At 56.6% G+C, this 24085-nt stretch carries 23 protein-coding genes; 10 read left to right on the top strand and 13 right to left on the bottom strand.

The window, feature by feature from the left end; all coding sequences use genetic code 11:
* The first annotated feature begins 28 nt into the window (after positions 1-28).
* From hisA to GM154_RS07915, 4 genes are all read left to right on the top strand, one after another.
* A complete protein-coding gene (gene hisA, locus GM154_RS07930; RefSeq protein ID WP_074827141.1) occupies positions 29-766 on the top strand; it encodes a 1-(5-phosphoribosyl)-5-[(5-phosphoribosylamino)methylideneamino]imidazole-4-carboxamide isomerase in 738 nt (245 codons plus the stop codon).
* Between the two features lie 27 nt (positions 767-793).
* Entirely contained in the window at positions 794-1564 is a 771-nt protein-coding gene (gene hisF, locus GM154_RS07925) for an imidazole glycerol phosphate synthase subunit HisF (protein WP_181123647.1), read from the top strand.
* Between the two features lie 111 nt (positions 1565-1675).
* Positions 1676-2395, top strand: a complete 720-nt coding sequence (locus GM154_RS07920) for an ABC transporter substrate-binding protein (protein ID WP_258019772.1) — start codon at positions 1676-1678, stop codon at positions 2393-2395.
* 63 nt (positions 2396-2458) lie between these two features.
* Complete coding sequence (locus GM154_RS07915; protein ID WP_150348482.1) at positions 2459-3214, top strand: ABC transporter substrate-binding protein; 756 nt, start codon at positions 2459-2461, stop codon at positions 3212-3214.
* A 50-nt stretch (positions 3215-3264) separates the two neighbouring features.
* On the opposite strand, the gene GM154_RS07910 is transcribed toward GM154_RS07915, so the two are convergent.
* From GM154_RS07910 to gpmI, 4 genes are all read right to left on the bottom strand, one after another.
* A complete protein-coding gene (locus tag GM154_RS07910; RefSeq protein ID WP_219651731.1) occupies positions 3265-4026 on the bottom strand; it encodes a divergent polysaccharide deacetylase family protein in 762 nt (253 codons plus the stop codon).
* Positions 4023-5369 carry a S41 family peptidase gene (locus tag GM154_RS07905; RefSeq protein ID WP_010796140.1) on the bottom strand — a complete coding sequence of 449 codons (1347 nt, stop codon included), beginning with the start codon at positions 5367-5369 and terminating at the stop codon, positions 4023-4025. The genes GM154_RS07910 and GM154_RS07905 overlap by 4 nt, the downstream gene beginning before the upstream one ends.
* A 24-nt stretch (positions 5370-5393) precedes the next feature.
* Positions 5394-6659 (bottom strand): murein hydrolase activator EnvC, encoded by a 1266-nt coding sequence (locus GM154_RS07900; RefSeq protein ID WP_074827134.1) that lies wholly within the window; start codon positions 6657-6659, stop codon positions 5394-5396.
* A gap of 179 nt (positions 6660-6838) precedes the next feature.
* Complete coding sequence (gene gpmI, locus GM154_RS07895) at positions 6839-8374, bottom strand: 2,3-bisphosphoglycerate-independent phosphoglycerate mutase (RefSeq protein WP_074827132.1); 1536 nt, start codon at positions 8372-8374, stop codon at positions 6839-6841.
* Positions 8375-8526: 152 nt separating this feature from the next.
* Here gpmI and GM154_RS07890 point away from each other — a divergent pair, with 152 nt between their 5' ends.
* From GM154_RS07890 to secB, 3 genes are read left to right on the top strand one after another with little or no spacing between them, the layout of a single operon-like run.
* Positions 8527-8949 carry a rhodanese-like domain-containing protein gene (locus GM154_RS07890; RefSeq protein ID WP_219651729.1) on the top strand — a complete coding sequence of 141 codons (423 nt, stop codon included), beginning with the start codon at positions 8527-8529 and terminating at the stop codon, positions 8947-8949.
* Positions 8950-8971: 22 nt separating this feature from the next.
* Complete coding sequence (gene grxC, locus GM154_RS07885; protein ID WP_010796136.1) at positions 8972-9226, top strand: glutaredoxin 3; 255 nt, start codon at positions 8972-8974, stop codon at positions 9224-9226.
* A 28-nt stretch (positions 9227-9254) separates the two neighbouring features.
* A complete protein-coding gene (gene secB, locus GM154_RS07880; protein WP_010796135.1) occupies positions 9255-9725 on the top strand; it encodes a protein-export chaperone SecB in 471 nt (156 codons plus the stop codon).
* A 52-nt stretch (positions 9726-9777) separates the two neighbouring features.
* On the opposite strand, the gene GM154_RS07875 is transcribed toward secB, so the two are convergent.
* Positions 9778-10242: a tRNA (cytidine(34)-2'-O)-methyltransferase gene (locus GM154_RS07875; protein ID WP_010796134.1), complete on the bottom strand. Its 465-nt coding sequence runs from the start codon at positions 10240-10242 to the stop codon at positions 9778-9780.
* A gap of 99 nt (positions 10243-10341) precedes the next feature.
* Between GM154_RS07875 and GM154_RS07870 the strand changes: the two genes are divergently transcribed.
* Positions 10342-10935, top strand: coding sequence for a hypothetical protein (locus GM154_RS07870; RefSeq protein WP_219651727.1), 594 nt, complete (start codon positions 10342-10344; stop codon positions 10933-10935).
* A 370-nt stretch (positions 10936-11305) separates the two neighbouring features.
* On the opposite strand, the gene ntrC is transcribed toward GM154_RS07870, so the two are convergent.
* The 5 genes from ntrC to glnA all read right to left on the bottom strand — a co-directional run bounded on the left by ntrC (position 11306) and on the right by glnA (position 16724).
* Positions 11306-12736: a nitrogen regulation protein NR(I) gene (ntrC, locus tag GM154_RS07865; protein WP_019367298.1), complete on the bottom strand. Its 1431-nt coding sequence runs from the start codon at positions 12734-12736 to the stop codon at positions 11306-11308.
* Positions 12733-13809 (bottom strand): nitrogen regulation protein NR(II), encoded by a 1077-nt coding sequence (glnL, locus tag GM154_RS07860; RefSeq protein WP_074827128.1) that lies wholly within the window; start codon positions 13807-13809, stop codon positions 12733-12735. The genes ntrC and glnL overlap by 4 nt, the downstream gene beginning before the upstream one ends.
* Before the next feature lie 198 nt (positions 13810-14007).
* Positions 14008-14646 (bottom strand): DUF4124 domain-containing protein, encoded by a 639-nt coding sequence (locus tag GM154_RS07855; protein WP_010796130.1) that lies wholly within the window; start codon positions 14644-14646, stop codon positions 14008-14010.
* Between the two features lie 9 nt (positions 14647-14655).
* On the bottom strand, positions 14656-15183 hold the full coding sequence (locus GM154_RS07850) for a DUF4124 domain-containing protein (protein WP_219651726.1): 528 nt from the start codon (positions 15181-15183) through the stop codon (positions 14656-14658).
* 134 nt (positions 15184-15317) lie between these two features.
* Positions 15318-16724, bottom strand: a complete 1407-nt coding sequence (glnA, locus tag GM154_RS07845; RefSeq protein WP_010796128.1) for a glutamate--ammonia ligase — start codon at positions 16722-16724, stop codon at positions 15318-15320.
* Between the two features lie 369 nt (positions 16725-17093).
* On the opposite strand from glnA, the gene thiI reads away from it, so the two are divergent.
* Together thiI and typA are read left to right on the top strand one after the other, a co-directional pair.
* Positions 17094-18548: a tRNA uracil 4-sulfurtransferase ThiI gene (gene thiI / locus GM154_RS07840; RefSeq protein ID WP_219651724.1), complete on the top strand. Its 1455-nt coding sequence runs from the start codon at positions 17094-17096 to the stop codon at positions 18546-18548.
* A 217-nt stretch (positions 18549-18765) separates the two neighbouring features.
* A complete protein-coding gene (typA, locus tag GM154_RS07835) occupies positions 18766-20586 on the top strand; it encodes a translational GTPase TypA (RefSeq protein WP_026004159.1) in 1821 nt (606 codons plus the stop codon).
* A 118-nt stretch (positions 20587-20704) separates the two neighbouring features.
* Here typA and GM154_RS07830 read toward each other — a convergent pair whose 3' ends face one another.
* The 3 genes from GM154_RS07830 to GM154_RS07820 form a co-directional block, all read right to left on the bottom strand.
* Positions 20705-21469: a TerC family protein gene (locus tag GM154_RS07830; RefSeq protein WP_010796125.1), complete on the bottom strand. Its 765-nt coding sequence runs from the start codon at positions 21467-21469 to the stop codon at positions 20705-20707.
* An 87-nt stretch (positions 21470-21556) separates the two neighbouring features.
* Positions 21557-22894 (bottom strand): CitMHS family transporter, encoded by a 1338-nt coding sequence (locus GM154_RS07825; RefSeq protein ID WP_074827122.1) that lies wholly within the window; start codon positions 22892-22894, stop codon positions 21557-21559.
* A gap of 225 nt (positions 22895-23119) precedes the next feature.
* Positions 23120-24046: an AEC family transporter gene (locus tag GM154_RS07820; RefSeq protein WP_219651722.1), complete on the bottom strand. Its 927-nt coding sequence runs from the start codon at positions 24044-24046 to the stop codon at positions 23120-23122.
* Positions 24047-24085 lie beyond the last annotated feature (39 nt).

Raw genomic sequence — 24085 nt, 5'->3', positions numbered from 1 at the left:
CCGCCCCGAATGCCTTGGGTAGAGATCTATGCTGATTATTCCTGCGATTGATTTGAAAGATGGCGCCTGCGTGCGTCTGCGCCAGGGCCGTATGGAAGATTCCACGGTTTTCTCCGACGATCCTGTAAGCATGGCGGCCAAGTGGGTCGAAGGCGGCTGCCGTCGTTTGCACTTGGTTGATCTTAATGGAGCGTTCGAAGGCCAGCCGGTCAATGGCGAAGTGGTTACCGCAATCGCCAAGCGCTATCCCTCCCTGCCTATCCAGATCGGTGGCGGTATCCGCTCATTGGAAACCATTGAGCACTATGTAAAGGCTGGCGTCAGCTACGTAATTATCGGTACCAAGGCTGTTAAGGAACCAGAGTTTGTCGCCGAAGCCTGCCGAGCCTTTCCAGGCAAGGTTATTGTTGGGCTGGATGCCAAAGACGGCTTCGTGGCGACTGATGGCTGGGCGGAAGTCAGTCAGGTACAGGTAATCGATCTGGCCAAGCGCTTCGAGGCAGACGGCGTTTCGGCGATTGTTTACACCGATATTGCCCGTGACGGCATGATGCAGGGATGCAACGTACCGTTTACTGCCGCGCTGGCAAACGCTACCCGAATTCCTGTCATCGCATCGGGCGGTATCCATAACCTGGGCGATATCCAGAATCTGCTGGACGCCAAGGCACCCGGCATCATCGGTGCCATTACCGGTCGCGCGATCTACGAAGGCACGTTGGACGTCGCAGAGGCTCAGGCCCTGTGCGATCGTTATCAGGCATAAGACAGGCCGACAGACGAGGGATACCGTATGGCACTTGCCAAGAGAATCATTCCCTGCCTCGACGTGGACAATGGCCGCGTGGTGAAGGGCGTCAAATTCGAAAATATCCGTGACGCCGGAGATCCGGTAGAGATTGCCCGTCGTTACAACGAGCAGGGCGCAGATGAAATCACCTTTCTGGATATCACCGCCAGCCACCAGGGCCGCGATACCACCCTGCATACGGTCGAGCGTATGGCGAGTCAGGTGTTCATTCCGCTGACCGTGGGCGGTGGCGTTCGTACCGTGCAGGATATTCGTAACCTGCTCAACGCGGGTGCAGACAAGGTCTCGATCAATACTGCAGCAGTCTTTACGCCCGAGTTCGTCGGGGAAGCCGCAGACCGTTTTGGCTCGCAATGCATCGTTGTCGCCATCGATGCCAAGAAGGTCTCGGCACCGGGCGAAACGCCGCGCTGGGAGATCTTTACCCACGGTGGCCGTAAGCCGACCGGGCTGGACGCCGTTGCCTGGGCACGCAAGATGGAGGACTTGGGCGCGGGTGAAATCCTGCTGACCAGCATGGATCAGGACGGCACCAAGAGCGGGTTCGACCTCGGCGTGACACGTGCCATCAGTGAGGCCATCAATATTCCTGTTATCGCATCAGGTGGTGTCGGTAATCTTGAGCACCTAGCTGCCGGTATTCTGGAAGGCAGGGCCTCGGCGGTATTGGCTGCCAGCATTTTCCATTTTGGAGAATACAGCGTGCCTCAAGCCAAGGCCTATATGGCTGAACGGGGTATTGTGGTCCGATAAATAGAGATTTGCGTCACACTTGGCACGCTTCCTGTTAAAGAAATTGCCCAAAACAAAGCAGGAGGCGTGTCCATGTTCAACGTTGTCATGGCGTTTTGGGTCAGTGTGTTGATGGTGAGTGCTGGGGCCGCCCAGGCAGCCAGTGCCAACAATCGTATTGATCTGCTGACAGAAAATTTTCCCCCTTACAACATGTCGGTCGATGGCAAGAACTTCGCACAGGAGGAAAGCCTGAGCGGAATAGCCGTGGATATCGTCCGGGAGGCCTGTAAGCGGGCCGGAATTGCTTACTCGATGACGCTCCGCTTTCCCTGGGAGCGTATCTACAAGACCGCACTGGAGCAGCCTGGCTACGGCGTTTTCGTGACGGCTCGTCTCCCCGAGCGGGAAGATTCTTTCAAGTGGGTGGGGCCGATAGGACCTGATGACTGGATTCTGCTTGCCCGTGCGGACTCATCGCTAAAAATTGGCAGCCTGGATGACGTAAAGCGTCAGGGTTTGCGCATTGGCGCCTATAAAGGTGACGCGATCGCCGAAAGTTTAGTGAAGCAAGGCATAAACCTAGACCTCTCACTACGGGATCAGGAAAACGTTCAAAAACTTCAGGCAGGGCAGATTGACGTCTGGGCCACCGGCGATCCGGCGGGCCGTTATCTAGCGCGTCAACAAGGGGTTACTGACTTCAAGACCGTTCTGCGGTTTAACGAAAGCCAGCTCTTTTTAGCCTTGAACAAGCAGACACCTGACAATGTGGTGCAAAAACTGCAAAACGCATTGGAGCAGATGCGCAAGGATGGTGAAGTCCAGCGCATCCTGGAGCATTACCTTTAAATAAGCATTCGATTGTGCCTTTGCCGGTGGCACAGCAGTTATAAGAAACAAGGAGCTGAAGTGATGTCCAAGTCGATATTGCGTGTGGTGATGTTGGGGTTGTTACTGGGAGCAGGCGCAGCAAAGGCTGCGGTCTCCGACAATTACTCGATGGTCCTGCTGACTGAGAATTTCCCGCCATTCAATATGGCTGTCGACGAAAAGAATTTCGCCAAGGATGACGGGATTGACGGCATCAGCACGGATATTGTCCGTGAAATGTTCAAGCGTGCCGGAGTCAACTATTCCCTTTCTCTGCGTTTCCCCTGGGACAGGCTTTATAACCTGGCGCTGGAAAACCCTAATTACGCGCTGTTCTCCACGTCCCGCACACCTGCCCGCGAGTCGCAGTTCAAATGGGTAGGGCCCCTGGGTAAGACGCGTAAGGTGTTAATGTCGACTAACGCCAGCAATATCAAGTTGACCAACCTGGAAGGCGCGAACAAGTACAAGATCGGTACTTACAAAAGCTCGGCGGTCAGCCAGATCCTGGCTGACAAGAAGATTCCGTTTACCGAGTCCCTTCGCGACCAGGAAAACGTCGGCAAGCTGGAGAGGGGCGAAATCGACTTCTGGGCAACGACCGATGTTGTGGCTCGGTATCTGGCCAAGCAGGAAGGGGTGTCCAATCTGCAAACCGCGTTGGTCATCGATGAGGCAGACCTATACCTGGCGGTCAACAAGGATACGCCGGATGATGTAGTTGCCAAGCTGCAGAAGACGCTGGATGAGATGCGCAAGGAAGGCGTAGTCGATCAGATTACCAATAACTACCTGTGACCCTTCAACGGTCCTGTAGCAAAACCGGAGCCTGGCTCCGGTTTTTTGTTTTAGCGGTACACACCATTCTTGCCATGACCTGCCATGGCTTTATTGCTGCGTAGAGCGATCATCTGCTCGACATCGATAATCTCGATGCCATTGGCGATCAATGTGGGCAGCTCTCGCTCCAGAACGCTTAGCGTGGCTGGACGAGGATGACCAATCAGAACGGCCGTGCCTTGCTTGCGTGCCAGCCTGACGCCTTCCTGCAATTGCGCTGCGATTGCATCAGCCTGGTTTACATTGTCCAGGAACACATCGCGGGAAAGGCTCGCCAGCCCAATCTTTTGAGCTTCGGCGGCTGCAACCGTGGCTGCACTGGTACGGCTATCGAGGAAAAATAGCGATTTGGCCTGCAGGGTTTGCATGAGCTGACTCATGGCCGGGCGATCAGCCGTCATCCGACTACCTTCATGGTTGTTGACCCCGCTGACATAGGGGACAGTCGCCAGGGCGTTTTCGAGGCGCTTAAGGCGCTCCTCACCGGAAAGCTCGGGATGCCAGGCGAAGGGGCCGCCCGCGGGATCCATAGGCAGATGCAGAATGACCGTACGGCCTGCCTTATGGGCTTCGCGAGCCAATGTCGCGCCGAAGGATGTGCCCGGCATGATGGCCAGGGTCACCGGCCCGGGCAGACCAAGAACGCGACGATCCTGGGAGAGGTTCTGTCCCAGGTCATCGATTACGATGCTCAGGCGTGGTGGCTCAGCCGCAGCGGCTCCAGCTGCCAGAGCGAGCAGTAGGAGCGAGCCAATCCAACGCCTGATCACTGATTGCGTGTGATGCTCAGCCCTTTCAGGAGGCTGAGGGCTTGGGACAGCTGGAAGTCATCATCTTGCGGGCGGGGCGTCTGGTTAGGCGCCTTGCTTCCGGTAGGACGATCCGGGCCGCCGTTGGCATTACCCAGGTGACCGGCCAGATCAGCTTCTTTGAAGAACTCAGGATTGTCTTCCGGGGTGACTTTGGCGGGTGCGACCGCCACATCAGGGGTGATGCCCTGCGCTTGAATGGATCGGCCCTTGGGTGTGAAATACAGCGCTGTGGTCAGTTTGAGTGCGCGGTCGTTGTTAAGCGGCAGAACCGTTTGCACCGAGCCTTTACCAAACGTATCCGTACCCATCAGGATTCCACGCTTGGAATCCTGCAGAGCGCCCGCCACGATTTCCGCCGCCGACGCGCTGCCACCGTTGATGAGGACGACCAGCGGAACACCTTCGCTGGGGTCAGCCGCGTCGGCCGAGAAGCTCAGCTCGGAGTTCTGGATGCGACCCTTTGTATAGACGATCAGACCCTTGGTCATAAAGGCATCCGCAACCTCGACAGCGGCCTGCAAGACGCCGCCGGGGTTGTTTCGCAGGTCGAGCACCAGGCCGTTGAGCTTATTGCCCTTGTTCTCTTTGCGAAGCTGCTGGAAGGCCTTTGTTACTTCATCGCCCGTGTTTACCTGGAACTGCGAAATGCGCAGCAGGCCGTAGTTAGGCTCCAGCAGTTGCGCCTTGACGCTCTTGACCTTGATGACGGCCCGGTTGAGCTTGACATCGAAGGGGCGGCCACCGCCGCGTACGATAGTCAGGGTAATCGGACTGCCAATCTTGCCGCGCATCTTGTCCACGGACTGGCTGATGGACTGACCCTTGGTGGGCTGGCCATCGATCTTGACGATCAGGTCTCCCGGCTGGATACCGGCCTTAGCAGCCGGCGTGTCATCAATAGGGGAGACCACTTTTACGAAACCGTCCTCCTGACCCACTTCGATCCCCAGACCACCAAATTCGCCGCTGGTGGTTTCCTGAAGCTCAGCAAAATCCTTGGGTTCAAGGTATGCCGAATGCGGGTCCAGGTTGCTCAGCATGCCCTTGATGGCGTTTTCGAGCAGAGTCTTGTCATCCACCGGCTCGACATAGGCTGCCTTGATGCGGTCCATCACCTCAGCGAACGTACGCAGCTCTTCGAGTGGAAGCGGCGCATTGTTGATGGGCGCTGCTGCCCCTTCGACCGGGGTCACCGCGGCGGGCACTTCTCCTGGCGTCTGTTGCTGGGCCCAGGCGGTTGAAACGCCACTCAGCCCTATCAGCGAGAAAGCCAAGGCGGTGAGACGAAAGCAATGCGGCATGCGTAGCTCCTAATGTGTCCGGCACTAACCCTGGGCACGGCACCAGGTAAGCGGATCCGACGGACGACCCTTCTGACGTATGGCGAAATAGAGGGCAGGGGTGTCCTGACCTCCGCTGGTCCCGACGGTTGCAATCGCATCGCCCGCCTTGACCTGATCACCTGCACTCTTTAACAAGCTTTGATTATGCCCGTATAAACTGAGATAGCCGTTGCCGTGATCAATGATCACCAGCTGTCCGGCCCCTCGTAACCAGTCGGCAAACACTACCCGGCCCGCATGAATAGCGTGTACCTGGGTGCCTGCGCTGGCTGAAATCAGTACACCATCCCATTTGGCGCGCGGGTCATCGCCACGCGGACTGCCAAAGCGTGCCAGCAGGCGACCGTTCACAGGCCAAGGCAGCTTGCCTTGTGCGCTGGCAAACGGACCGCCAAAGCCTGGTGCAGAACTAGACACCGCAAGGCCCGGTGTGTTCGTTGGCCGTGTCGTTTTGCTGCTTGCGCGACTACGCTCTTCCGCTTCCCGCGCCTGTGCCAGTGCACGCTGGCGAGCCTGCTCAGCCTCACGAGCCTGGCGGGCCAGTGTCTCTTCAATGGTTTTCAGGACCTTGCCGAGTTCTGCCTGATCCTGCTCACGCGATTGCAGCGCACGGTTGCGGTCGGAGTAGTCGCTGTTCAGCTTGGCCAGGGTCTCCTGGCGTGCCTTGCGGACTTCGGCCAGCTTGTCCTGCCGCTCCTGCAAAGCGGCTTGCTGAGCGGTCAGCTGCGATTGCTCGTTACGAATGTCACTCTCTACCCCGGCTAGCTGTTTCAGGGTGTCGTTGAATGTCGCGAGTTGGTCGAGGCGGGCCTGATTGACATAGTTATAGTAGGTCAGGGTGCGACTGACCTTTTCCGGTTGTTCCTGATTAAGGAGCAACTTCAGGTATTCCTGACGGCCGCTTTGATAAGCGGCACGAATCTGAATAGCGATCAGTTTTTGTTGCTCAAGGCGTGACTGATCGAGTTTTTTTTTCTGGTCATCCAGCTTCTTCAGCTTTTCCTGACCTTGATCCAACTGATCCTGGAGATCCTTGACCTGCTTTTCCAGGTCGCCCATCTCCGTTTCGGTCGATTTGAGCTGCTTTTGCACGCCGGACTTTTCGGTCTGGATGCCTTGCAAGAGCTTCTGCAGTTCGGCGATGTCACGCTTGGTGGCTTCCAGCTGGCGCTGGGTATCCTCGCGCTGATCGGCCACGGCCGGAGTAAGCAGACATGCAAGAAGAACGAGGGTAAGGGCGCGAAGCATCGAGTAACAAATATCCCATGAGGAAGCGCCCTAGTATGCACGGGGCGGCTAGCAAAAAAAACGGCGAGACGAGCCGTAGATGACTAGGTGCTCTTTTATTGGTTGATGATCAGAAGTACCGCTGAGTCCTCAGAGACGCAACGATACTCCCAATCGGGTAAATGAGCAGGCCGTGATATTTAATTCACGGTAATGATCGTACGACCGGTCATCTCCTTGGGTTGCTCCATACCCATAAGCGTCAGCAAGGTGGGCGCTACATCGGCCAGTACACCGCCTTCACGAATGTGAACGGAGCGCTTGCCTACATAAACGAACGGAACCGGCTCGGTGGTATGCGCAGTATGCGCCTGACCCGTGGATTCATCTTCCATCTGCTCGACATTGCCGTGGTCTGCCGTAATGATGGCCTCGCCGCCGACCTTGTCCAGCGCTTCCACAATGCGTCCCATGCAGGCGTCCAGGCATTCCACTGCTTTGACTGCCGCCTCGAATACACCGGTATGGCCCACCATGTCGCCATTGGCATAGTTGGCGATGATGACATCGTAGCGCTGGTTTTCAATCGCATCGACAATCTTGTCGGTAACTTCCGGGGCGCTCATTTCAGGCTGCATGTCATAGGTGGCAACCTTGGGGGAGGGGATCAGGATACGTTCCTCGCCCTCGAAGGGTTCTTCCCGACCGCCCGAGAAAAAGAACGTGACGTGCGCATATTTCTCGGTTTCGGCAATCCGCAGCTGAGTCTTGCCGTTCTTGGCCAGGTATTCACCCAGGACATTGTTCAAGCTTTCCGGGGTAAAGGCACTGGGTGCAGGAATGCTGGCAGCATATTGGGTCAGCATGACATAGCCTGCCAGGTTTAGCGTCCGGGTACGGGGGAATTCCTTGAAGTCCGGCTCGACAAACGCACGGGACAGTTCACGGGCGCGGTCAGCGCGGAAGTTCATGAATACCACGGCGTCACCGTCTTCCACTTTGACGGGAGTCCCGACGGTTGTTGCCTTGACGAATTCATCGCTCTCGCCGCGCTCGTACGCTGCGTTGAGGCCTTCGGTGGCCGTTGCCGCATGGTATTCCGCGGTGCCGTCCGTAATGAGGTTGTACGCAGCGGATACGCGGTCCCAGCGATTGTCGCGGTCCATGGAGAAATAGCGGCCAATCAGCGACACGATACGGCCTTTGCCCAGGCGGGCAAAGGTGGCGTCTAGCAGGTCGATCGAGCTTTGCGCGCTCCTGGGCGGTGTATCGCGACCGTCGAGGAAGGCGTGCAGGTAGATCTTCTCGGCGCCACGCTTGGCCGCCAGCTCTGCCATGGCAACCAGATGGTCCTGGTGGCTATGGACGCCGCCGTCGGACATCAGGCCCAGGATATGGACGGCCTTGCCTGCGCCGACTGCCTTGTCGACGGCTTCGCCAATGACCGGATTCTCGAAGAACTCGCCATCGCGGATGGCCTTGGTGATACGGGTGAAATCCTGATACACCACACGGCCGGCTCCCAGGTTCATGTGACCTACCTCGGAGTTGCCCATCTGGCCGTCAGGCAGGCCCACATCCATGCCGGAGCCGGAGATCAGACCATGGGGCTGTGTCGCCAGCAGGCGATCCCAGACCGGCTTTTTTGCCGCGTAAATGGCATTGTGCTTGGTTTCCTCGCTGTGGCCAAAGCCGTCGAGGATGATCAGGACCAGAGGTTTGGGTGTGAATGCCATGATTTCGGACTCTTGTTAGCGCTGTTTCGAAAGGCAACGGTTATCTGAAGTGTAACTGCCAAACGCCTAGCGACGCCACGCATGCAGGGTATGGTGCATGAGGTCGCGTGTGTATACTGGCCAGCATTTTTTGACTCCGGATACTTCGTGCCATGCAATTCGTTTCCCGGCTGATCGAGTTCGCCACTCACCATTACTTGCTTGTTGGCGCCTTGTTGGTGCTCTTGATCCTTCTGCTGATACACGAGACACGTCGTAGCGGGCGCAGCCTGTCAACGGCGGAGCTGACCAAGCTTCTCAATACAGAGCAGGGCATTGTGCTGGACATTCGTCCGAAGAAGGAGTTCGCTACCGGTCATATCGTCGGTGCAATGAACATTCCTCAGGACAAACTGGCCAGCAGCCTGTCCCAATTGGAGAAGCACAAGGATAAGACCCTTATCGTTGTCGACAGCAATGGTCAGCAGGCCGGCGCTGCCTGTACGCCGCTACAACAGGCCGGATTCACTACGGCCCGGTTGACGGGAGGTCTCTCTACCTGGCGTGGGGAAAACCTGCCGCTCGTGAAAAACTAATTGTCGGACAGGAGGTACTCTCATGCCTGAAGTCATCATCTACACCAGTGCCTGGTGTCCTTACTGCCATCGAGCCAAGCACCTGCTCGACAGTAAAGGTGTGAAGTACCAAGAAATTGCCGTCGATGGCCAGCCTGCAGTGCGCAGTGAAATGACACGCAAGGCCGGCCGGACCAGTGTTCCGCAGATCTGGATTGGCGAAACCCATGTGGGTGGCTGCGACGATCTGTATGCGCTCGAGCGCTCAGGCCGTCTCGACCCGCTCCTCTCTGCCTGAATTAACCGATAAACAATAAGGTTCTGTCATGACTGATAACCTAAACGGAGCGCAGCAGACTGAAGAAGGCGCTCAGTTCTCCCTGCAACGTATCTATATTCGCGACCTGTCTTTCGAGGCGCCCAAGAGCCCGGACATCTTCCGTCAGGACTGGCAGCCAAACGTCAACCTGGATCTATCCACCCGCCAGAAGGCGCTGAACGAAGATTTCTACGAAGTCGTCCTCACGCTGACCGTAACGGTGAAGAACGGTGAAGACACCGCTTTTGTTGCTGAAGTACAACAGGCCGGTATCTTCCTGATCAAGGGTCTGGATGCCTCTTCCATGAGTCATGCGCTGGGCGCCTTCTGCCCGAACATCCTGTTCCCTTATGCACGTGAAACACTGGACAGCATGGTCGTGCGTGGTTCCTTCCCGGCGCTGATGCTGTCGCCGGTGAACTTCGATGCGCTGTACGCTCAAGAGCTGTCGCGCATGCAGACTGCAGGTCAGGCCTGATCTACGCTGTAGAAAAAACGCCCTTCGGGGCGTTTTTTTATGCTGCAGTGATTTATTCCGGCATGAAAAAGCCCAGCTGGCGCCAGCCCTCGTAAACGGTAATGGCTACCGCGTTGGAGAGATTGAGGCTGCGACGATCCGGCAGCATGGGCAGGCGTAGCAGGTGCTCGTGGGGAAGGGCATCACGCACCTCGGCTGGCAGCCCGCGGCTCTCGGGACCAAACAGCAGGGCATCGCCTACTTCATAGCGGACATCGGCATAGGACTGTGTAGCCTTGGTAGAAAAGGCCATCAGCCGACGGGGTTGTAAATCTGCTATACAAGCTGACAGCGATGCGTGACACCGCACGGTCGACCACTCATGGTAGTCCAACCCGGCGCGACGGAGTTTTTTGTCGTCAAGCGCAAAGCCAAGTGGCTCGATCAGATGCAGACGGCAGCCGGTAACGGCACACAAGCGAATGATATTGCCCGTATTGGGCGGAATTTCCGGCTCGAACAGAATGACGTCAAACATGGTAGCTAACACAGGAATAAAGAGCGGTATGGTAACGCCACCCGGCGACAATGGCTGCTGCTTCGTACGGTGGATATGGGCTGGTTGCGGAACGGTGGCATGTTGAGTCGCCTGTTTCATGCCGTACGCCGTCTGTTTCTCGAGGTACGCGAAGCTAAGGCTGCTCGTGAAAGAGAACTCCAACGGGTGGATGATCCTGAAGAGCTACGCCGTGAGCTACAGACTCGCAATCGCCGCCTCCTAGTGTGGTTGGGCGCCATGTCACTGGGCGGGCTGCTGTTCGGGCTGATGGTCGGCCGGATCTATCACGGCGATGTAGGGCCTCGGCAGCCAATCGTTCCTCAGATACGCGTGGCTCAGGCTGCAGAATACGTTGACGAAGGCTCTGGGAGGCCTATGTATCGTCTGGTGCTGTCCCTGAACAAGGCCCTTCAGTATGAGCGCTATCGCCCAGACGGTGCGTTGAATCTGCGTTTGCCCAACATAAGTTTGGTAGGCGGCAATCAAAGTGCTCAGGTAAAAACAAAAGAGTCACGCAGCTTTTCCTGGTCAGTCACTCAGCAGGGCAAGGACGTCAACGTGCTTGTAGTTGGACTAGGAGGAGCCCTGGCTACTCAGGACCACTTGGACAAAAAGGAAGGCGACCACTGGGAATTGGTCATTGAGGTTCCACTGATCTCAGCTGGCCAGTAAACGTGCGCACAATTAAGGCAAATTTCAATTGCTGCACATTTTTGGTGCAAGCCTTGAATGCTAAACATTATTCTTCTTTTATGGTGCTGTGTTTCTTGTAAAGCCAGTGCAATTGAAGGGCTTCAGCTTTGTATCTGTAACCTATTGATTTTAAAGGCCTGAGAAGTAGCCTTTTATCTCAGAACAAAAAAAGACCACCCGAAGGTGGTCTTGAAATAAAAAGGGGATTCCCCAGCCTGCCTGTACCGAGGTCCCCAAAAAGGTTGGTTACCAAGTACATAGCAGGCGGCGTGCCAACTTTTCATAATTTTTTGAACAAAAAGTTCAGGCATAAAAAGCGCCGTTTAAGGCGCCTTTTAGCCTATAGGGCTTAGTCTTCACCCTCTTCATCGGGGCCATCGACTTTCATGCCCAGCTCTTTGATCTTCCGGGTCAGCGTGTTGCGTCCCCAGCCCAGGAGAACCGCGGCATCACGACGGCGGCCGGCGGTATGCTTGAGCGCGGTCTCGATCATGATTCGCTCAAAAGCAGGCACGGCACTGTCTAGAAGGCTTGACTGTCCACGAGTCAATGCCTGATCCGCCCAGTGACGCAAGGCTTGTTCCCAGTTGGCGGCGGGTTGCGCATCCTGCGGCTGGCTAAGGAGTTCCGGCGGCAGGTCATCGATCAGTACCTCCCGGCTGGACGCCATCACCGTGATCCAGCGACAGGTATTTTCCAGTTGCCGGACGTTACCTTGCCAGGACAGGCCCTTCATGTACTCCTCGGTTTCCGGTCTTAGCGTCTTGGGTTCTACCGCCAGCTCTTGCGCCGCTCGTGCCAGGAAATGCCGGGCCAGCGCTGGAATATCCTCGCGGCGATCAGCCAGGCGAGGGATGTGAATACGAATCACGTTGAGGCGATGAAACAGGTCCTCGCGAAACTTGCCATCCCGGACCAGACCCTCCAGGTTCTGGTGGGTTGCGGCAATGATGCGGACATCCACCTTGACTGGGGTATGGCCCCCTACGCGATAGAACTCACCATCGGCCAAGACCCGCAGCAGGCGCGTCTGGGTATCAGCTGGCATGTCTCCGATCTCATCAAGAAACAAGGTTCCACCATCGGCCTGCTCGAAACGGCCTCGACGCTGGTTGGCCGCGCCTGTGAAGGCCCCTTTTTCGTGGCCGAACAGCTCGGACTCCATCAAGTCCTTGGGAATGGCGGCCATGTTCAGCGCAATGAAAGGCGCAGCCGCACGCGGGCTGTGGCGGTGCAGGGCATGGGCAACCAGCTCTTTACCTGTGCCCGACTCGCCATTGATCAGAACCGTAATGTTGGAATGGGAGAGCCGGCCGATGGCGCGAAACACCTCCTGCATTGCCGGCGCTTCACCAATGATTTCCGGTGTTCGCGTCAGGTGAGCGGGCTCCTCGAATCCCTGCTGTTCCTGGGCATGCTGGCCGGCGCGCTTGACCAACGCGACGGCCTCATCGACGTCGAACGGCTTGGGCAGGTATTCAAACGCGCCCCCTTGATAGGAGGCGACAGCGCTGTCGAGATCCGAATGTGCCGTCATGATGATCACAGGCAGACGAGGGTGAACCTCCCGAATGCGTGACAATAAGTCCAGGCCACTGGCGCCAGGCATGCGAATATCGGAAATGATGACATCCGGCTGCTGGCGGCCGAGCCGATTCATGACGCTGTCCGCATTCTCAAAGGCAACGGTCGTCATGCCTTCCTGCTGAAGGGCCTTTTCTAGTACCCAGCGAATGGAACGGTCGTCGTCGACGATCCAGACGGTCTCCGAACGGCTCATAAAGGCTCCTTATCCAACGGCAGGAAAATACTGAAGGCAGTGTGTCCAGGTTGACTCAGGCACTCGATAAGGCCTTGGTGCTGAGAAATGATGTTTTGCGTGATGGCCAGGCCCAGACCGGTCCCGTCTGGGCGACCGCTGACCATCGGATAGAAGATGGTTTCCTGCATGTCGGCAGGAATACCCGGGCCGTTATCGATGATTTCGACCTTGCACACCAACCGATGGCGAATATGGGCAATAGTGAACTGGCGGAGCGCACGCGTCCGCAGCGTGATACGTCCCAGGCGCAGCTCATTGTGTTCGGAAATGGCCTGCATGGCGTTTCGCACAATATTGAGGACTGCCTGGATCAACTGCTCCTTGTCGATAAGGAGGTCCGGAATGCTCGGATCGTAATCGCGTACCAGAGAGATACCACCCTGGCTTTCGGCATCCACCAGACTGCAAACACGCTCTAGCACCTCATGAATATTGGTACGTGCCAGTTTGGGCAGCTTGTTGGAGCCGAGCATGCGATCCACTAGGTTGCGCAGGCGGTCAGACTCCTCAATGATGACGTTCGTGTAATCCTTCAGGGACTCGTCCGGTAACTCTCGAGAGAGGAGTTGCGCAGCGCCACGGATACCTCCAAGGGGATTCTTGATCTCATGGGCAAGCCCGCGAACCAGCAGTTTGGTCGTTTCCTGTTTGGAAAGCTGGGCTTCCTCTTTGGTAATTCGCAGGAGACGATCCCTGGGATGCACCTCCAGCAACAGGTAGGTCGTAGAAGGGCTGAGCACAGGCGTAACAGCATAATCCACCGTCAGGTTGTTGCCTGTAGTGGACACCAGCAGTGCTTCACGCTTGGTAAACGGGTGCGAGTGCTCCACTGCCTGACGAAGGGCTTGGAGCGCTTCCGGCGACTCGGTGAACAATTCACTGATGAATTGACCGTGGCTACGCTGACCGCTGACGGCCAACAGCATTTCAGCTGCCGGATTCATGTACTCAAGGCGCAGCTCGGCGTTGAGCAGAATGACTGCCGTCGTAAGGTTATCCAGCAGCAGACGATGCATCATTTCCGTAGGCATGGCGAATCAGCTTTGATGTGACGACCCATGAAAATGCAAGAAACAAACCAAGCTACGTAAATAGGCTGCCCTGTGTTAGGGCAAGCCCATAACCTGTGCACTGCACGTAGCCTTAAGCTGTTTTCTAGCTAATCAGGATGTCTCGTTTTGGTGCGGCCTACAGTATTGCACTGATATGGTGCATAAGGGGCTGGCGCTTTATTCTTCTTCGGGTTTTTCAGAAAGCGGACATTCGGGACGAATACCCCACTCACCGTCCTTGCAGGGGTTGGCCAGACGCCGCTGAGACAGCGACATGCGCTTCATATGGAAAGGTTGGCTAGGCGTACGCTCGACCACGACGCCGCCTTCCGTAACGATCTCCACCGCGATCTGATGCGTGCCCCGATCCAGGTTTTCAAGTGGAAATACCGGACTGCGCCCAGGGGCTCCTGCGGGTTGGCCATCCAGAATCAGCCGGTAGAAATGAGTAGGCATCAGTTCTGGATCGCTGGTGGCTGTTACGATCAGCTCACCGGCATTGCTCCGAATCGTAGCGTCCGGCTCCGGTACAAGAATGCGCAGCATCTGGTAGGACGCGATCTGAGCCGGTGGCGGTGGGGCGGATGGCTGCACCGGTTTACGAATATCCGGATTGGAGGGTGACAGCTTGATCGTGCGTGGTGCAGCAGGCGACGGCATGCTGTTGGAAGGCTGAATCGTGACAGGGTTGGCCTTGATGCCCTTTGGAGGGCTATCTGTGAAGATGCGGTTACCTTCGGCATCGGTGTAGGTGTACACGGCTGCAAAGGTCGGCTGCGTCAGGAAGAGTAGTACAAGCAGATAAATGAAGCGCATCGGTAAGGATCAACGACTCGGACTGTTGAGGCTGATGCGTTGCACCGTGATCTCAACGGGCTCGCTCTGTTGTACGACACGTGTACCTTCGACCACCTCTATGGCCAAGCTGTGTGTGCCACGGTCTATGTTAGTCAGATGAAAAAAAGGTGCTCGGGCCGGCTCACCATAAGGTTGCCCATCCACCAGCAGGCGAAGTTCATGGCCGGGTGACAGGGCAGGCGTTATGGTCGCGCTAATGGAAAAAGTGCCATTGTTCGCTCGTAGCGCTTCATCGTCAGGCGCATCCAGGCGCAGGGTTTGATAAGGCTGACTCGTGGCTGCGCCCGTGTCGGGCGGGGACGGAGAGGGCGCGGTCGACGCCGGCGTCTCGGCTTTCACGGTGTTGGGGCGCTGCAGTTCGACCCGTTCGGCAGGCGCGTTCGCTGGCGGCTGGTCGCTGAAGACTGTTTGGCCGTTCGGGCCTACCGAGCGATAGATTTCGGCGTGAACAGGCAAGGTCATGGCAAACACTAGGCTGGCGAACAGCAGGCGCATATCTGTTCCTAGGGTGACACTAGCGTCACATAGAGAAAGAAGTAAGTCATAAGCGTTGCACTGACAGGCCCTTATGACAAGCGCCCATAAGCAAAAGGCCTCCCGAAGGAGGCCTCTGCTGTACAACCGGTGGCTTAGACGCTGTAGTACAGGTCGTATTCCAGCGGGTGAACGAAGGTGCGAACCTTGATCTCTTCTTCGCTCTTGAGCTCGATATAGGTATCGATGAACTCATCAGTGAAGACGCCACCCTTGGTCAGGAACGCGCGGTCAGCGTCCAGGGACTCCAGCGCTTCCTTCAGGCTGCCACATACCTGCGGGATCTGCTTGGCCTCTTCTGGCGGCAGGTCGTACAGGTTCTTGTCGGCAGCATCGCCAGGGTGAATCTTGTTCTGGATACCATCCAGGCCCGCCATCAGCAGTGCAGCGAAGCACAGGTAAGGGTTAGCCGCCGGGTCCGGGAAGCGCGCTTCGATACGGCGGGCTTTCGGGCTGGAAACGTAGGGGATACGGATCGAGGCGGAACGGTTGCGAGCCGAGTAGGCTAACATGACCGGTGCTTCAAAGCCGGGAACCAGACGCTTATAGGAGTTGGTGGACGGGTTGGTAAAGCCGTTCAGGGCCTTGCCATGCTTGATGATGCCGCCGATGAAGTACAGGGCAGTATCGGACAGGCCAGCATAGCCTTCGCCTGCGAACGTGTTCTTGCCTTCCTTGGAGATAGACATGTGAACGTGCATGCCCGAGCCGTTATCGCCATACAGCGGCTTCGGCATGAAGGTTACGGTCTTGCCGTAGGCATCAGCGACGTTGTGTACGCAGTACTTCAGCGTCTGGACTTCGTCCGCCTTGGCTACCAGCGTGTTGAACTTCACGCCGATCTCGTTCTGGCCGGCAGTCGCCACTTCATGGTGGTGAACTTCAACAACCAGACCCATTTCTTCCAGCGCATTACACATGGCTGTACGGATTTCGTGGTCGTGGTCGACCGGCGGAACCGGGAAGTAGCCGCCCTTGACGCCCGGACGGTGGCCCTTGTTGCCGCTTTCGAAATCAGCGTCAGTGTTCCAGGACGCCTGTTCGGAGAAGATCTTAAACATGGAGCCGGAGATGTCAGACTTGAACTTCACTTCGTCGAAGATGAAGAACTCGGGCTCTGGACCTACGAATACAGTGTCACCGATACCGGTGGATTTCAGATACTCTTCAGCGGCCTTGGCAATCGCACGGGGATCACGCTCATAAGGCTGCATGGTGGACGGTTCGATGATGTCGCAGACCAGGATCACGGTCGGCTCTTCAGTGAACGGATCCAGCACGGCGGTGCTGTCGTCCGGCATCAGGATCATGTCGGAAGCTTCGATACCTTTCCAGCCAGCAATGGAGGAGCCGTCGAACATTTTGCCGTGTTCGAAGAAGTCTTCATCGAGGGCGTCGCGAGCGGGCATAGTAACGTGCTGCTGCTTTCCCTTGGTGTCCGTGAAGCGCAGGTCTATCCACTTCACGTCGTTTTCTTTGATCAGTTGAACCGCCTTCGACATGTTTTCCTCCAGAGGGATTGAGGCTGGGAGCGGTTGGCGTAACTCCCAGGATCAGGTGTACCCGTAGCAAGGGCACTTCTGAAAACGGTTGCGCTTTCAGAAGAGCCCTATCCTCGCCTAAGGGCTACTGCCTCACAAGGGAGCAAGTAGCGTGCCAGTGCCCTGTAATGGACAGGGCCGCACTAACACTAGGCCTTGGCCGTTAATGGTGCCTCTGGAATAGACCACCGAGCACCAAAAGCGTGCTTTATATTTTTTATAGCACCAAATTGGTGCTTTTATGTATTTAGACCAATGGAAGTCAGAACTTTCAGTTTGAGCTATACTTGTCGACCTTTTCTCGTCGTTTCCGCTCTTCTTTAAAATTTCATGAAGCTCATCGTCAAAGTCTTTCCGGAAATCACTATCAAAAGTCGTCCGGTGCGCAAGCGTTTCATTCGCCAGCTGGCGAAGAATATCCGGGTGGTCTTGAGGGATCTGGACCCGAACCTGACGGTGGAGGGTGAGTGGGATAACCTGGAAGTCGAAACACAGCAGACCGAGCCGAAGGTTCTGCGCGAGATGATCGAGCGCCTATCCTGCACGCCAGGGATCGGTCATTTCCTGGAGGTCCATGAATACCCGCTGGGTGACTTCGAAGATATTCTCGACAAATGCATCCAGCATTTCGGTGAGCGCATTCGCGGCAAGGCATTCTCCTTGCGCTGCAAGCGGGCCGGCAAACATGATTTCAGCTCCATGGACGTAGAGCGCTACGTCGGGGGCGGACTGCGCCAGCGCTGTGGCGGTGCAGGGATTTCCCTTAAGGATCCCGAGGTGCTTGCACGCATTGAGATCCGCCATGACCGCCTGTTTGTGATTGATCGGCAGCACGACGGTCTGGGAGGGTATCCACTGGGTGCCCTCGAACAGGTGCTGGTGCTCATGTCCGGTGGTTACGACTCAACCGTTGCTGCCTACCAGATGATGCGTCGCGGCCTGGTCAGTCATTTCTGCTTCTTCAACCTGGGTGGGCGTGCCCATGAATTGGGCGTTATGGAAGTTGCCCATTATCTGTGGGAGAAATTCGGCCGCTCCCAGCGCGTGCTGTTTATCAGCGTGCCGTTCGAAGAGGTGGTCGGCGAGATCCTGACCAAGGTAGATGACAGCCAGATGGGCGTCATCCTCAAGCGCATGATGCTGCGCGCAGCCAGCCGCATGGCCGAGCGCCTGGACATCGATGCGTTGGTCACGGGCGAGGCGATCTCGCAGGTTTCCAGCCAGACCCTGCCCAACCTGGCCGTAATCGACCGTGTCACCGATACGCTGGTGCTGCGTCCACTGCTGGCCAGTCACAAGCAGGACATCATCGACACGGCCGAACAGATCGGCACGGCGGCATTTGCCAAGCACATGCCGGAGTACTGCGGCGTGATTTCGGTGAACCCGACGACCAAGGCCAAGGGCTACCGTGTGGAGCACGAAGAAACCAAATTCGACATGACCATCCTGGACGCAGCCCTTGAGCGCGCTACGATGATGACAGTCGACAAGGTGATCGACGAGCTTGGCAAGGACTTGAAGGTTGAGGAAGTCAGCCAGGCGCTGCCTGGTCAGATCGTGCTCGACATTCGTCACCCAGATAGTCAGGAGGATGATCCTCTGGCCGTGGACGGTGTCGAAGTGCAGGCTATGCCATTCTTTGCACTGAACAATCGATTCAAGGAACTGGACGAGAATCGCCAGTACCTTCTCTACTGTGACAAAGGTGTCATGAGTCGCCTGCATGCTCATCATTTGCTCAATGAGGGGCATGCGAATGTACGTGTTTATCGCCCGGACTAAACAGCCCGGGCTGTTTGGCGGCAGCATTCGCCATCGCCCTCCCGACCGGGGTTGAGGGCAGGCCTGTCGGGCTGCTCGTAGGCGCAGATCTCATTGGCGCCTTTGTTTCTCTGGATTAAATGCCCTTTGGGCTTGAATGAATTTTGCTGAATGTCGTGTCGGGCTTGCTGTGATCAGCCGCTGCGGCCCGGCTCAACTTGATAACGAGACTGAAAAAGTGATCGAGAATCTTCGTAATATCGCCATCATCGCCCACGTTGACCATGGCAAGACCACGCTGGTAGACAAGCTGCTGAAGCTGTCCGGTACGCTGGACCGCAAGGAAGCCGAAGGTGAGCGCGTCATGGACTCCAACGACCAGGAAAGAGAGCGTGGTATTACCATCCTGGCCAAGAACACGGCGATCAAGTGGAACGGCTATAACATCAACATCGTGGATACACCCGGTCACGCTGACTTCGGCGGTGAAGTAGAGCGTGTAATGTCGATGGTTGACTCCGTACTGCTGGTTGTGGACGCGCAAGACGGCCCCATGCCTCAGACCCGTTTCGTGACCCAGAAGGCGTTCAAGGCGGGCCTGCGTCCGATCGTGATCGTGAACAAGATCGACCGTCCGGGCGCGCGTCCTGATTGGGTCATCGACCAGATCTTCGACCTGTTCGACAATCTGGGCGCCACCGATGAGCAGCTGGATTTCCCGATCGTCTACGCCAGTGCCCTGAACGGCATTGCCGGCATGGACTACGAAAAGATGGACGACAACATGGATGCTGTGTTCCAGGCCATCATTGACCACGTACCGGCCCCCCAGGTCGACGTGAACGGCCCGTTCCAGATGCAGATCTCCCAGCTGGACTACAGCAGCTTCCTCGGCGTAATCGGCATTGGCCGTATCGCACGCGGTACGATCAAGGCCAACACTCCGGTAACCGCTATCGGTGCCGATGGCAAGAAGCGTAACGGCCGCATTCTGAAGATCATGGGTCACCACGGTCTGCAGCGTGTCGAGGTTCCTGAGGCGCAGGCCGGTGACATCGTTTGCGTCAGCGGCATGGACGAGCTGTTCATTTCCGATACCCTGTGCGACCAGCAGACCGTCGAGGCGCTGCCTCCGCTGACCGTTGACCAGCCGACCGTTTCGATGACCTTCCAGGTCAATGACTCGCCGTTCGCTGGCAAAGAAGGCAAGTTCGTGACCAGCCGTAACATCAAGGACCGTCTGGACAAGGAGCTGCTGCACAACGTGGCACTGCGTGTTGAGCAGGGCGAATCTCCCGAGAAGTTCAAGGTCTCTGGCCGTGGTGAGCTGCACCTGTCCGTATTGATCGAGAACATGCGTCGTGAAGGCTTTGAACTGGCGGTAGGCCGTCCAGAGGTGGTGATCATCGAGAACGAAAACGGCGAGAAGCAGGAGCCGTACGAGAACGTCACCATCGACATCGAAGAGCAGCACCAGGGTCCCGTGATGGAGCAAATGGGTCTGCGTAAGGGCGATCTGAGCAACATGATCCCTGACGGAAAAGGCCGTGTTCGTCTGGAGTACACCATTCCGGCACGTGGTCTGATCGGCTTCCGTAACAACTTCCTGACTCTGACCTCGGGTACTGGCATCCTGACCTCGACCTTCAGCCACTATGGCCCGATCAAGGCAGGTGAAGTCACCAACCGTCAGAACGGCGTACTGGTGTCCATGGCTACCGGTACTGCACTGACGTATTCGCTGGAGACTCTGCAGAGCCGCGGCAAGCTGTTCCTCGCGCCTGGCGATGAAATCTATGAAGGCCAGCTATGCGGTATCAACAGCCGTGACAACGACCTCGTGCTCAACCCCACCAAGGGCAAGAAGCTCGACAACATGCGTGCTTCCGGCAAGGACGAGGTTATCGCCCTGGTTCCGCCAATCAAGTTCACCCTTGAACAGGCCCTGGAATTCATCGCTGAAGATGAGTTGGTTGAAGTAACCCCGAAGTCGATTCGTCTGCGCAAGAAGCTGCTCAACGAAAACGATCGTAAGCGTTACGAGCGCAGCAAGGTGTAATAACCCGACCGCGCGACTGAAAAGCCCACTCGCTGAAAGGCGGGTGGGCTTTTTTATGCCTGGTGAAAGGAAGCCATAAAAAAGCCCCGGTAAACCGGGGCTTTCACTGCCGTAGGGCTTACGGCGTATTCTTACGCAGTTTCACAGGATGCCCTTGCTGGGCCTTCTTGCGGGCGGCTGCGGTACGCATGCGGATATTGATGGCTTCCACTGCCAGCGAGAACGCCATGGCGAAGTAGACATAGCCCTTGGGTACGTGAATCTCAAAACTCTCAGCGATCAGCACAGTACCTACTACGATCAGGAAGGATAGTGCGAGCATCTTCAGGCTAGGGTGCTTGTCGATGAAGCTGCTGATACCACCCGCTGCCAGCATCATCACCAGTACTGCAACAATGATCGCCGCAACCATCACTGGTACATGTTGCACCATACCCACTGCCGTAATGACCGAGTCCAGCGAGAACACGATGTCGATGATCGCGATCTGGACGATGGTAGAGATAAAGCTGCCGCCCTTGCCCTTAGGCTCGTCGCTTTCTTCCTCTTCACCTTCCAGGCCGTGATAGATCTCGGTACTGCTCTTGTACAGGAGGAACAGGCCACCAAAGAACAGAATGAGGTCGCGCCCGGAGATGCCTTGGCCAAACACATGGAACAGATCGGCCGTCAGGCGCATCACCCAAGTGATCGAGAGCAACAGCAGGATCCGTGTCACCATGGCCAGTGCCAGGCCGAAGAAACGTGTGCGTGGTTGCATCGCCTTGGGCATACGGCTCACCAGGATCGAGATCATGATGATGTTGTCGATACCCAATACGATTTCCAGGGCCGTCAGGGTAAAGAAAGCCACCCAGATTTCCGGGCTTGTCAGCCACTCCATTCCAATTCCTCTTCATTAACGTCGGTACGACGAGTACCGAAAACAAACCGACAAAACTAATCAGGTAAATGTGAAAATTTCGTTAGTTCAGGTACCACTGAACAGCGGAAACACACCTAGTAACAAAGCTGTTACCAGCATAGCCAGACATGTCACGACTGCCCACTTCAAAGTAAAGCGTTGATGATCGCCAAACTCTACTTTAGCCAAACCCACCAGCAGGTAGGTCGAAGGTACCAATGGGCTCAAGAGATGCACCGGTTGGCCTACGATGGACGCACGGGCAATTTCCACTGGAGCGATACCGTAGTGACCAGCTGCTTCGGCCAATACGGGCAGTACGCCAAAGTAGAACGCATCGTTGGAGATGAAAAAGGTAAACGGCATGCTTACTAGCGCAGTGATGACGGCCATATACGGGCCAAGCGCTTCCGGAATAACGGCCAAAAGGCTTTTGGACATAGCGTCCACCATGCCGGTGCCTGATAGGATGCCTGTGAAGATCCCGGCGGCGAAAATCAGTGAAACTACCGCAAGAACATTTTCCGCATGAGCGGCAACACGCTGTTTTTGCAGATCGATATTGCGGTAGTTGATAGTCATGGCGATGCCGAAGGCAATCATGAATAGCACTGGCATGGGTAGAATGCCTTTGACCAGCGCTGCCATTAGGGCCAGGGTCAGAAGGCCGTTGAACCAGCGCAGATGAGGACGGCGGGCTTCTTCGCACTGAGAAACGGTAACCTTGGCACCTTCGCTTTCATGGATTTCCAGAATGCCCAGGCGCGCCCGTTCACGGCGTCCATAGAGATAGGCGAGGACAAACAGCCAGGCAATGCTGGCCAACATGGCAGGAATCATCGGGACAAAAACATCTGCCGGGTCTACGTGCAGCGCACTGGCTGCGCGTGCCGTCGGGCCACCCCAAGGCGTAAGGTTCATGACGCCACTGGACAGCAGCATCAGGCACGTCATGATCAGCGGATTCATACCCAGACGCTTGTACAGCGGGAACATGGCTGCCACGCAGATCATGTAAGTCGTCGAACCGTCACCGTCGAGCGATACCACCAGGGTCAGGAAGACCGTACCGATGGCAACCTTGAGCGGGTCGCCCTTCACCAGCTTCAGAATCCAGCGAACTGCCGGATCGAACAGGCCGGTATCGATCATGATGGCGAAGTAGAGGATGGCGAACAGCAGCATCACGCCAGTAGGCGCCAGTGTGCGCAATCCATCCAGCATCATGGGACCAAGCGAATTGAGCTGGATATGCCCAAGACTGGCAAAGTGATTACCCAACGCCCATGCCAGTACGGCAAAGAGAATCGGGACCATAGTAAGCGCAATAAGAGGGGTGAGCCGCTTGGTCATGATCAGGAACATGAAGGTCACGACCATGGCGAAGCCAAGGAATGTCAGCATGGGAAACTCCAACGGTTACGCGTGAAAGGTGAAGAAACGACCGAAGCGCGATTCAGGGCTCACGAGTAGCGTATGGAGAGGCATGGAGCGGCGGGGGCCACTGCTGGGGACAAGCGAATCATGGAGTTAATCCTTTGTTTTTGTTAGTACCGCAGGTGCACGTCATGGCATTGCCATAAGTGGGCCATTAACCCTTTGGATAATTGATCCTAACCGGGCAAGCTTTCATGAACCTTGCGGGAGGCTGCCCCCCAGCAGCGAAATCACCAGTGGTAATGTGAACGCAGCCACAAGTGTCTGCAATGTGATCACACCTGCCATGAGCGCGCTGTCCCCACCCAGCTGGCGGGTCAATGCATAAGCGGTCGGTGCGGTAGGCAGCGAGAAAAACAGAACGAGCAGAAGCCTCTCATGAGGTGGCAGGCCTAGAAGGTAAGCGATCAACCCTGCCAGGAGAGGGCATGCCAGCAGGCGGAACAGTGTCATGCTGCCAATGGCTCGCCATTCGCCGGCGATCTGTTGAAGTTTCAGGGCGGCGCCTACGCAGAAAAGTCCTAGAGGCAGGCTGGTTGCTGCCAGAAGCCCCAGTAGCCGATCCGTGCCAAAGGGCAGTCCCCATCCCAGCAGATTGACCAACGCGCCTGCTGCGCAGGCCAGGATAAGGGGATTGCGTAGGACGGGTAATAACAACTCACCCAAGCGAGCGCCGCGCTCGGCTTTCAGTGCCCAAACCGACATGACATTTACGGTAGGCACCATCAGGGCCAGCAGTAACGCAGCCTGCCCCAGGCCCGATTTGCCCAGTAGACTGCCTACGGTTGCTAGCCCCAGGTAGGTATTGAAGCGCAGGGTGCCCTGGGCAATGACGCCGAACCGCTCGGCAGGCCAGTGGTAAAAACGTCTAGCAAGCAACAGAGCAATCCATAAAGCACCCAGCCCCGTCAGGGCCGCCAGCGCCAGATGCGCCAGAGCGGGGTCATCAAGTGGTGCTGTAGCGAGATTGTTGAACAGAAGCGATGGAAAAAGAATGAAGTAATTGAGTCGATCCGCAGCTGGCCAAAAGGCCTCGCCAGGAAAGCCTTTTTGGCGCATCCAGTACCCCGCCACGATGAGGGCGAACAGCGGCCAGAGAGCGAGAAGGATGGTAGTCACAGAGGGCGCAGCCAGTTGGTTTCTTATCGTTATAGATCA

This window comes from Pseudomonas sp. MAG002Y (assembly GCF_019400845.1).
In the GTDB taxonomy this organism is placed as follows: Bacteria; Pseudomonadota; Gammaproteobacteria; order Pseudomonadales; family Pseudomonadaceae; genus Chryseomonas; species Chryseomonas luteola.
The sequence above is the reverse complement of the archived record's forward strand: the minus strand, read 5'-3'. Positions and strand labels throughout refer to the sequence as shown.

Coding starts and splice junctions, on each gene's coding strand:
- GM154_RS07900 (WP_074827134.1), bottom strand. CDS start 6,659: ATGCTTCGCGCCCTTACCCTCGTTCTTCTTGCATGTCTGCTTACTCCG.
- GM154_RS07915 (WP_150348482.1), top strand. CDS start 2,459: ATGTCCAAGTCGATATTGCGTGTGGTGATGTTGGGGTTGTTACTGGGA.
- glnL (WP_074827128.1), bottom strand. CDS start 13,809: ATGCCTACGGAAATGATGCATCGTCTGCTGCTGGATAACCTTACGACG.
- gpmI (WP_074827132.1), bottom strand. CDS start 8,374: ATGGCATTCACACCCAAACCTCTGGTCCTGATCATCCTCGACGGCTTT.
- GM154_RS07870 (WP_219651727.1), top strand. CDS start 10,342: ATGTTGAGTCGCCTGTTTCATGCCGTACGCCGTCTGTTTCTCGAGGTA.
- GM154_RS07890 (WP_219651729.1), top strand. CDS start 8,527: ATGCAATTCGTTTCCCGGCTGATCGAGTTCGCCACTCACCATTACTTG.
- hisA (WP_074827141.1), top strand. CDS start 29: ATGCTGATTATTCCTGCGATTGATTTGAAAGATGGCGCCTGCGTGCGT.
- thiI (WP_219651724.1), top strand. CDS start 17,094: ATGAAGCTCATCGTCAAAGTCTTTCCGGAAATCACTATCAAAAGTCGT.
- hisF (WP_181123647.1), top strand. CDS start 794: ATGGCACTTGCCAAGAGAATCATTCCCTGCCTCGACGTGGACAATGGC.
- GM154_RS07850 (WP_219651726.1), bottom strand. CDS start 15,183: ATGCGCCTGCTGTTCGCCAGCCTAGTGTTTGCCATGACCTTGCCTGTT.
- GM154_RS07920 (WP_258019772.1), top strand. CDS start 1,676: ATGGTGAGTGCTGGGGCCGCCCAGGCAGCCAGTGCCAACAATCGTATT.
- ntrC (WP_019367298.1), bottom strand. CDS start 12,736: ATGAGCCGTTCGGAGACCGTCTGGATCGTCGACGACGACCGTTCCATT.
- GM154_RS07875 (WP_010796134.1), bottom strand. CDS start 10,242: ATGTTTGACGTCATTCTGTTCGAGCCGGAAATTCCGCCCAATACGGGC.
- glnA (WP_010796128.1), bottom strand. CDS start 16,724: ATGTCGAAGGCGGTTCAACTGATCAAAGAAAACGACGTGAAGTGGATA.
- secB (WP_010796135.1), top strand. CDS start 9,255: ATGACTGATAACCTAAACGGAGCGCAGCAGACTGAAGAAGGCGCTCAG.
- GM154_RS07830 (WP_010796125.1), bottom strand. CDS start 21,469: ATGGAGTGGCTGACAAGCCCGGAAATCTGGGTGGCTTTCTTTACCCTG.
- grxC (WP_010796136.1), top strand. CDS start 8,972: ATGCCTGAAGTCATCATCTACACCAGTGCCTGGTGTCCTTACTGCCAT.
- GM154_RS07825 (WP_074827122.1), bottom strand. CDS start 22,894: ATGCTGACATTCCTTGGCTTCGCCATGGTCGTGACCTTCATGTTCCTG.
- GM154_RS07855 (WP_010796130.1), bottom strand. CDS start 14,646: ATGCGCTTCATTTATCTGCTTGTACTACTCTTCCTGACGCAGCCGACC.
- GM154_RS07905 (WP_010796140.1), bottom strand. CDS start 5,369: ATGCCGCATTGCTTTCGTCTCACCGCCTTGGCTTTCTCGCTGATAGGG.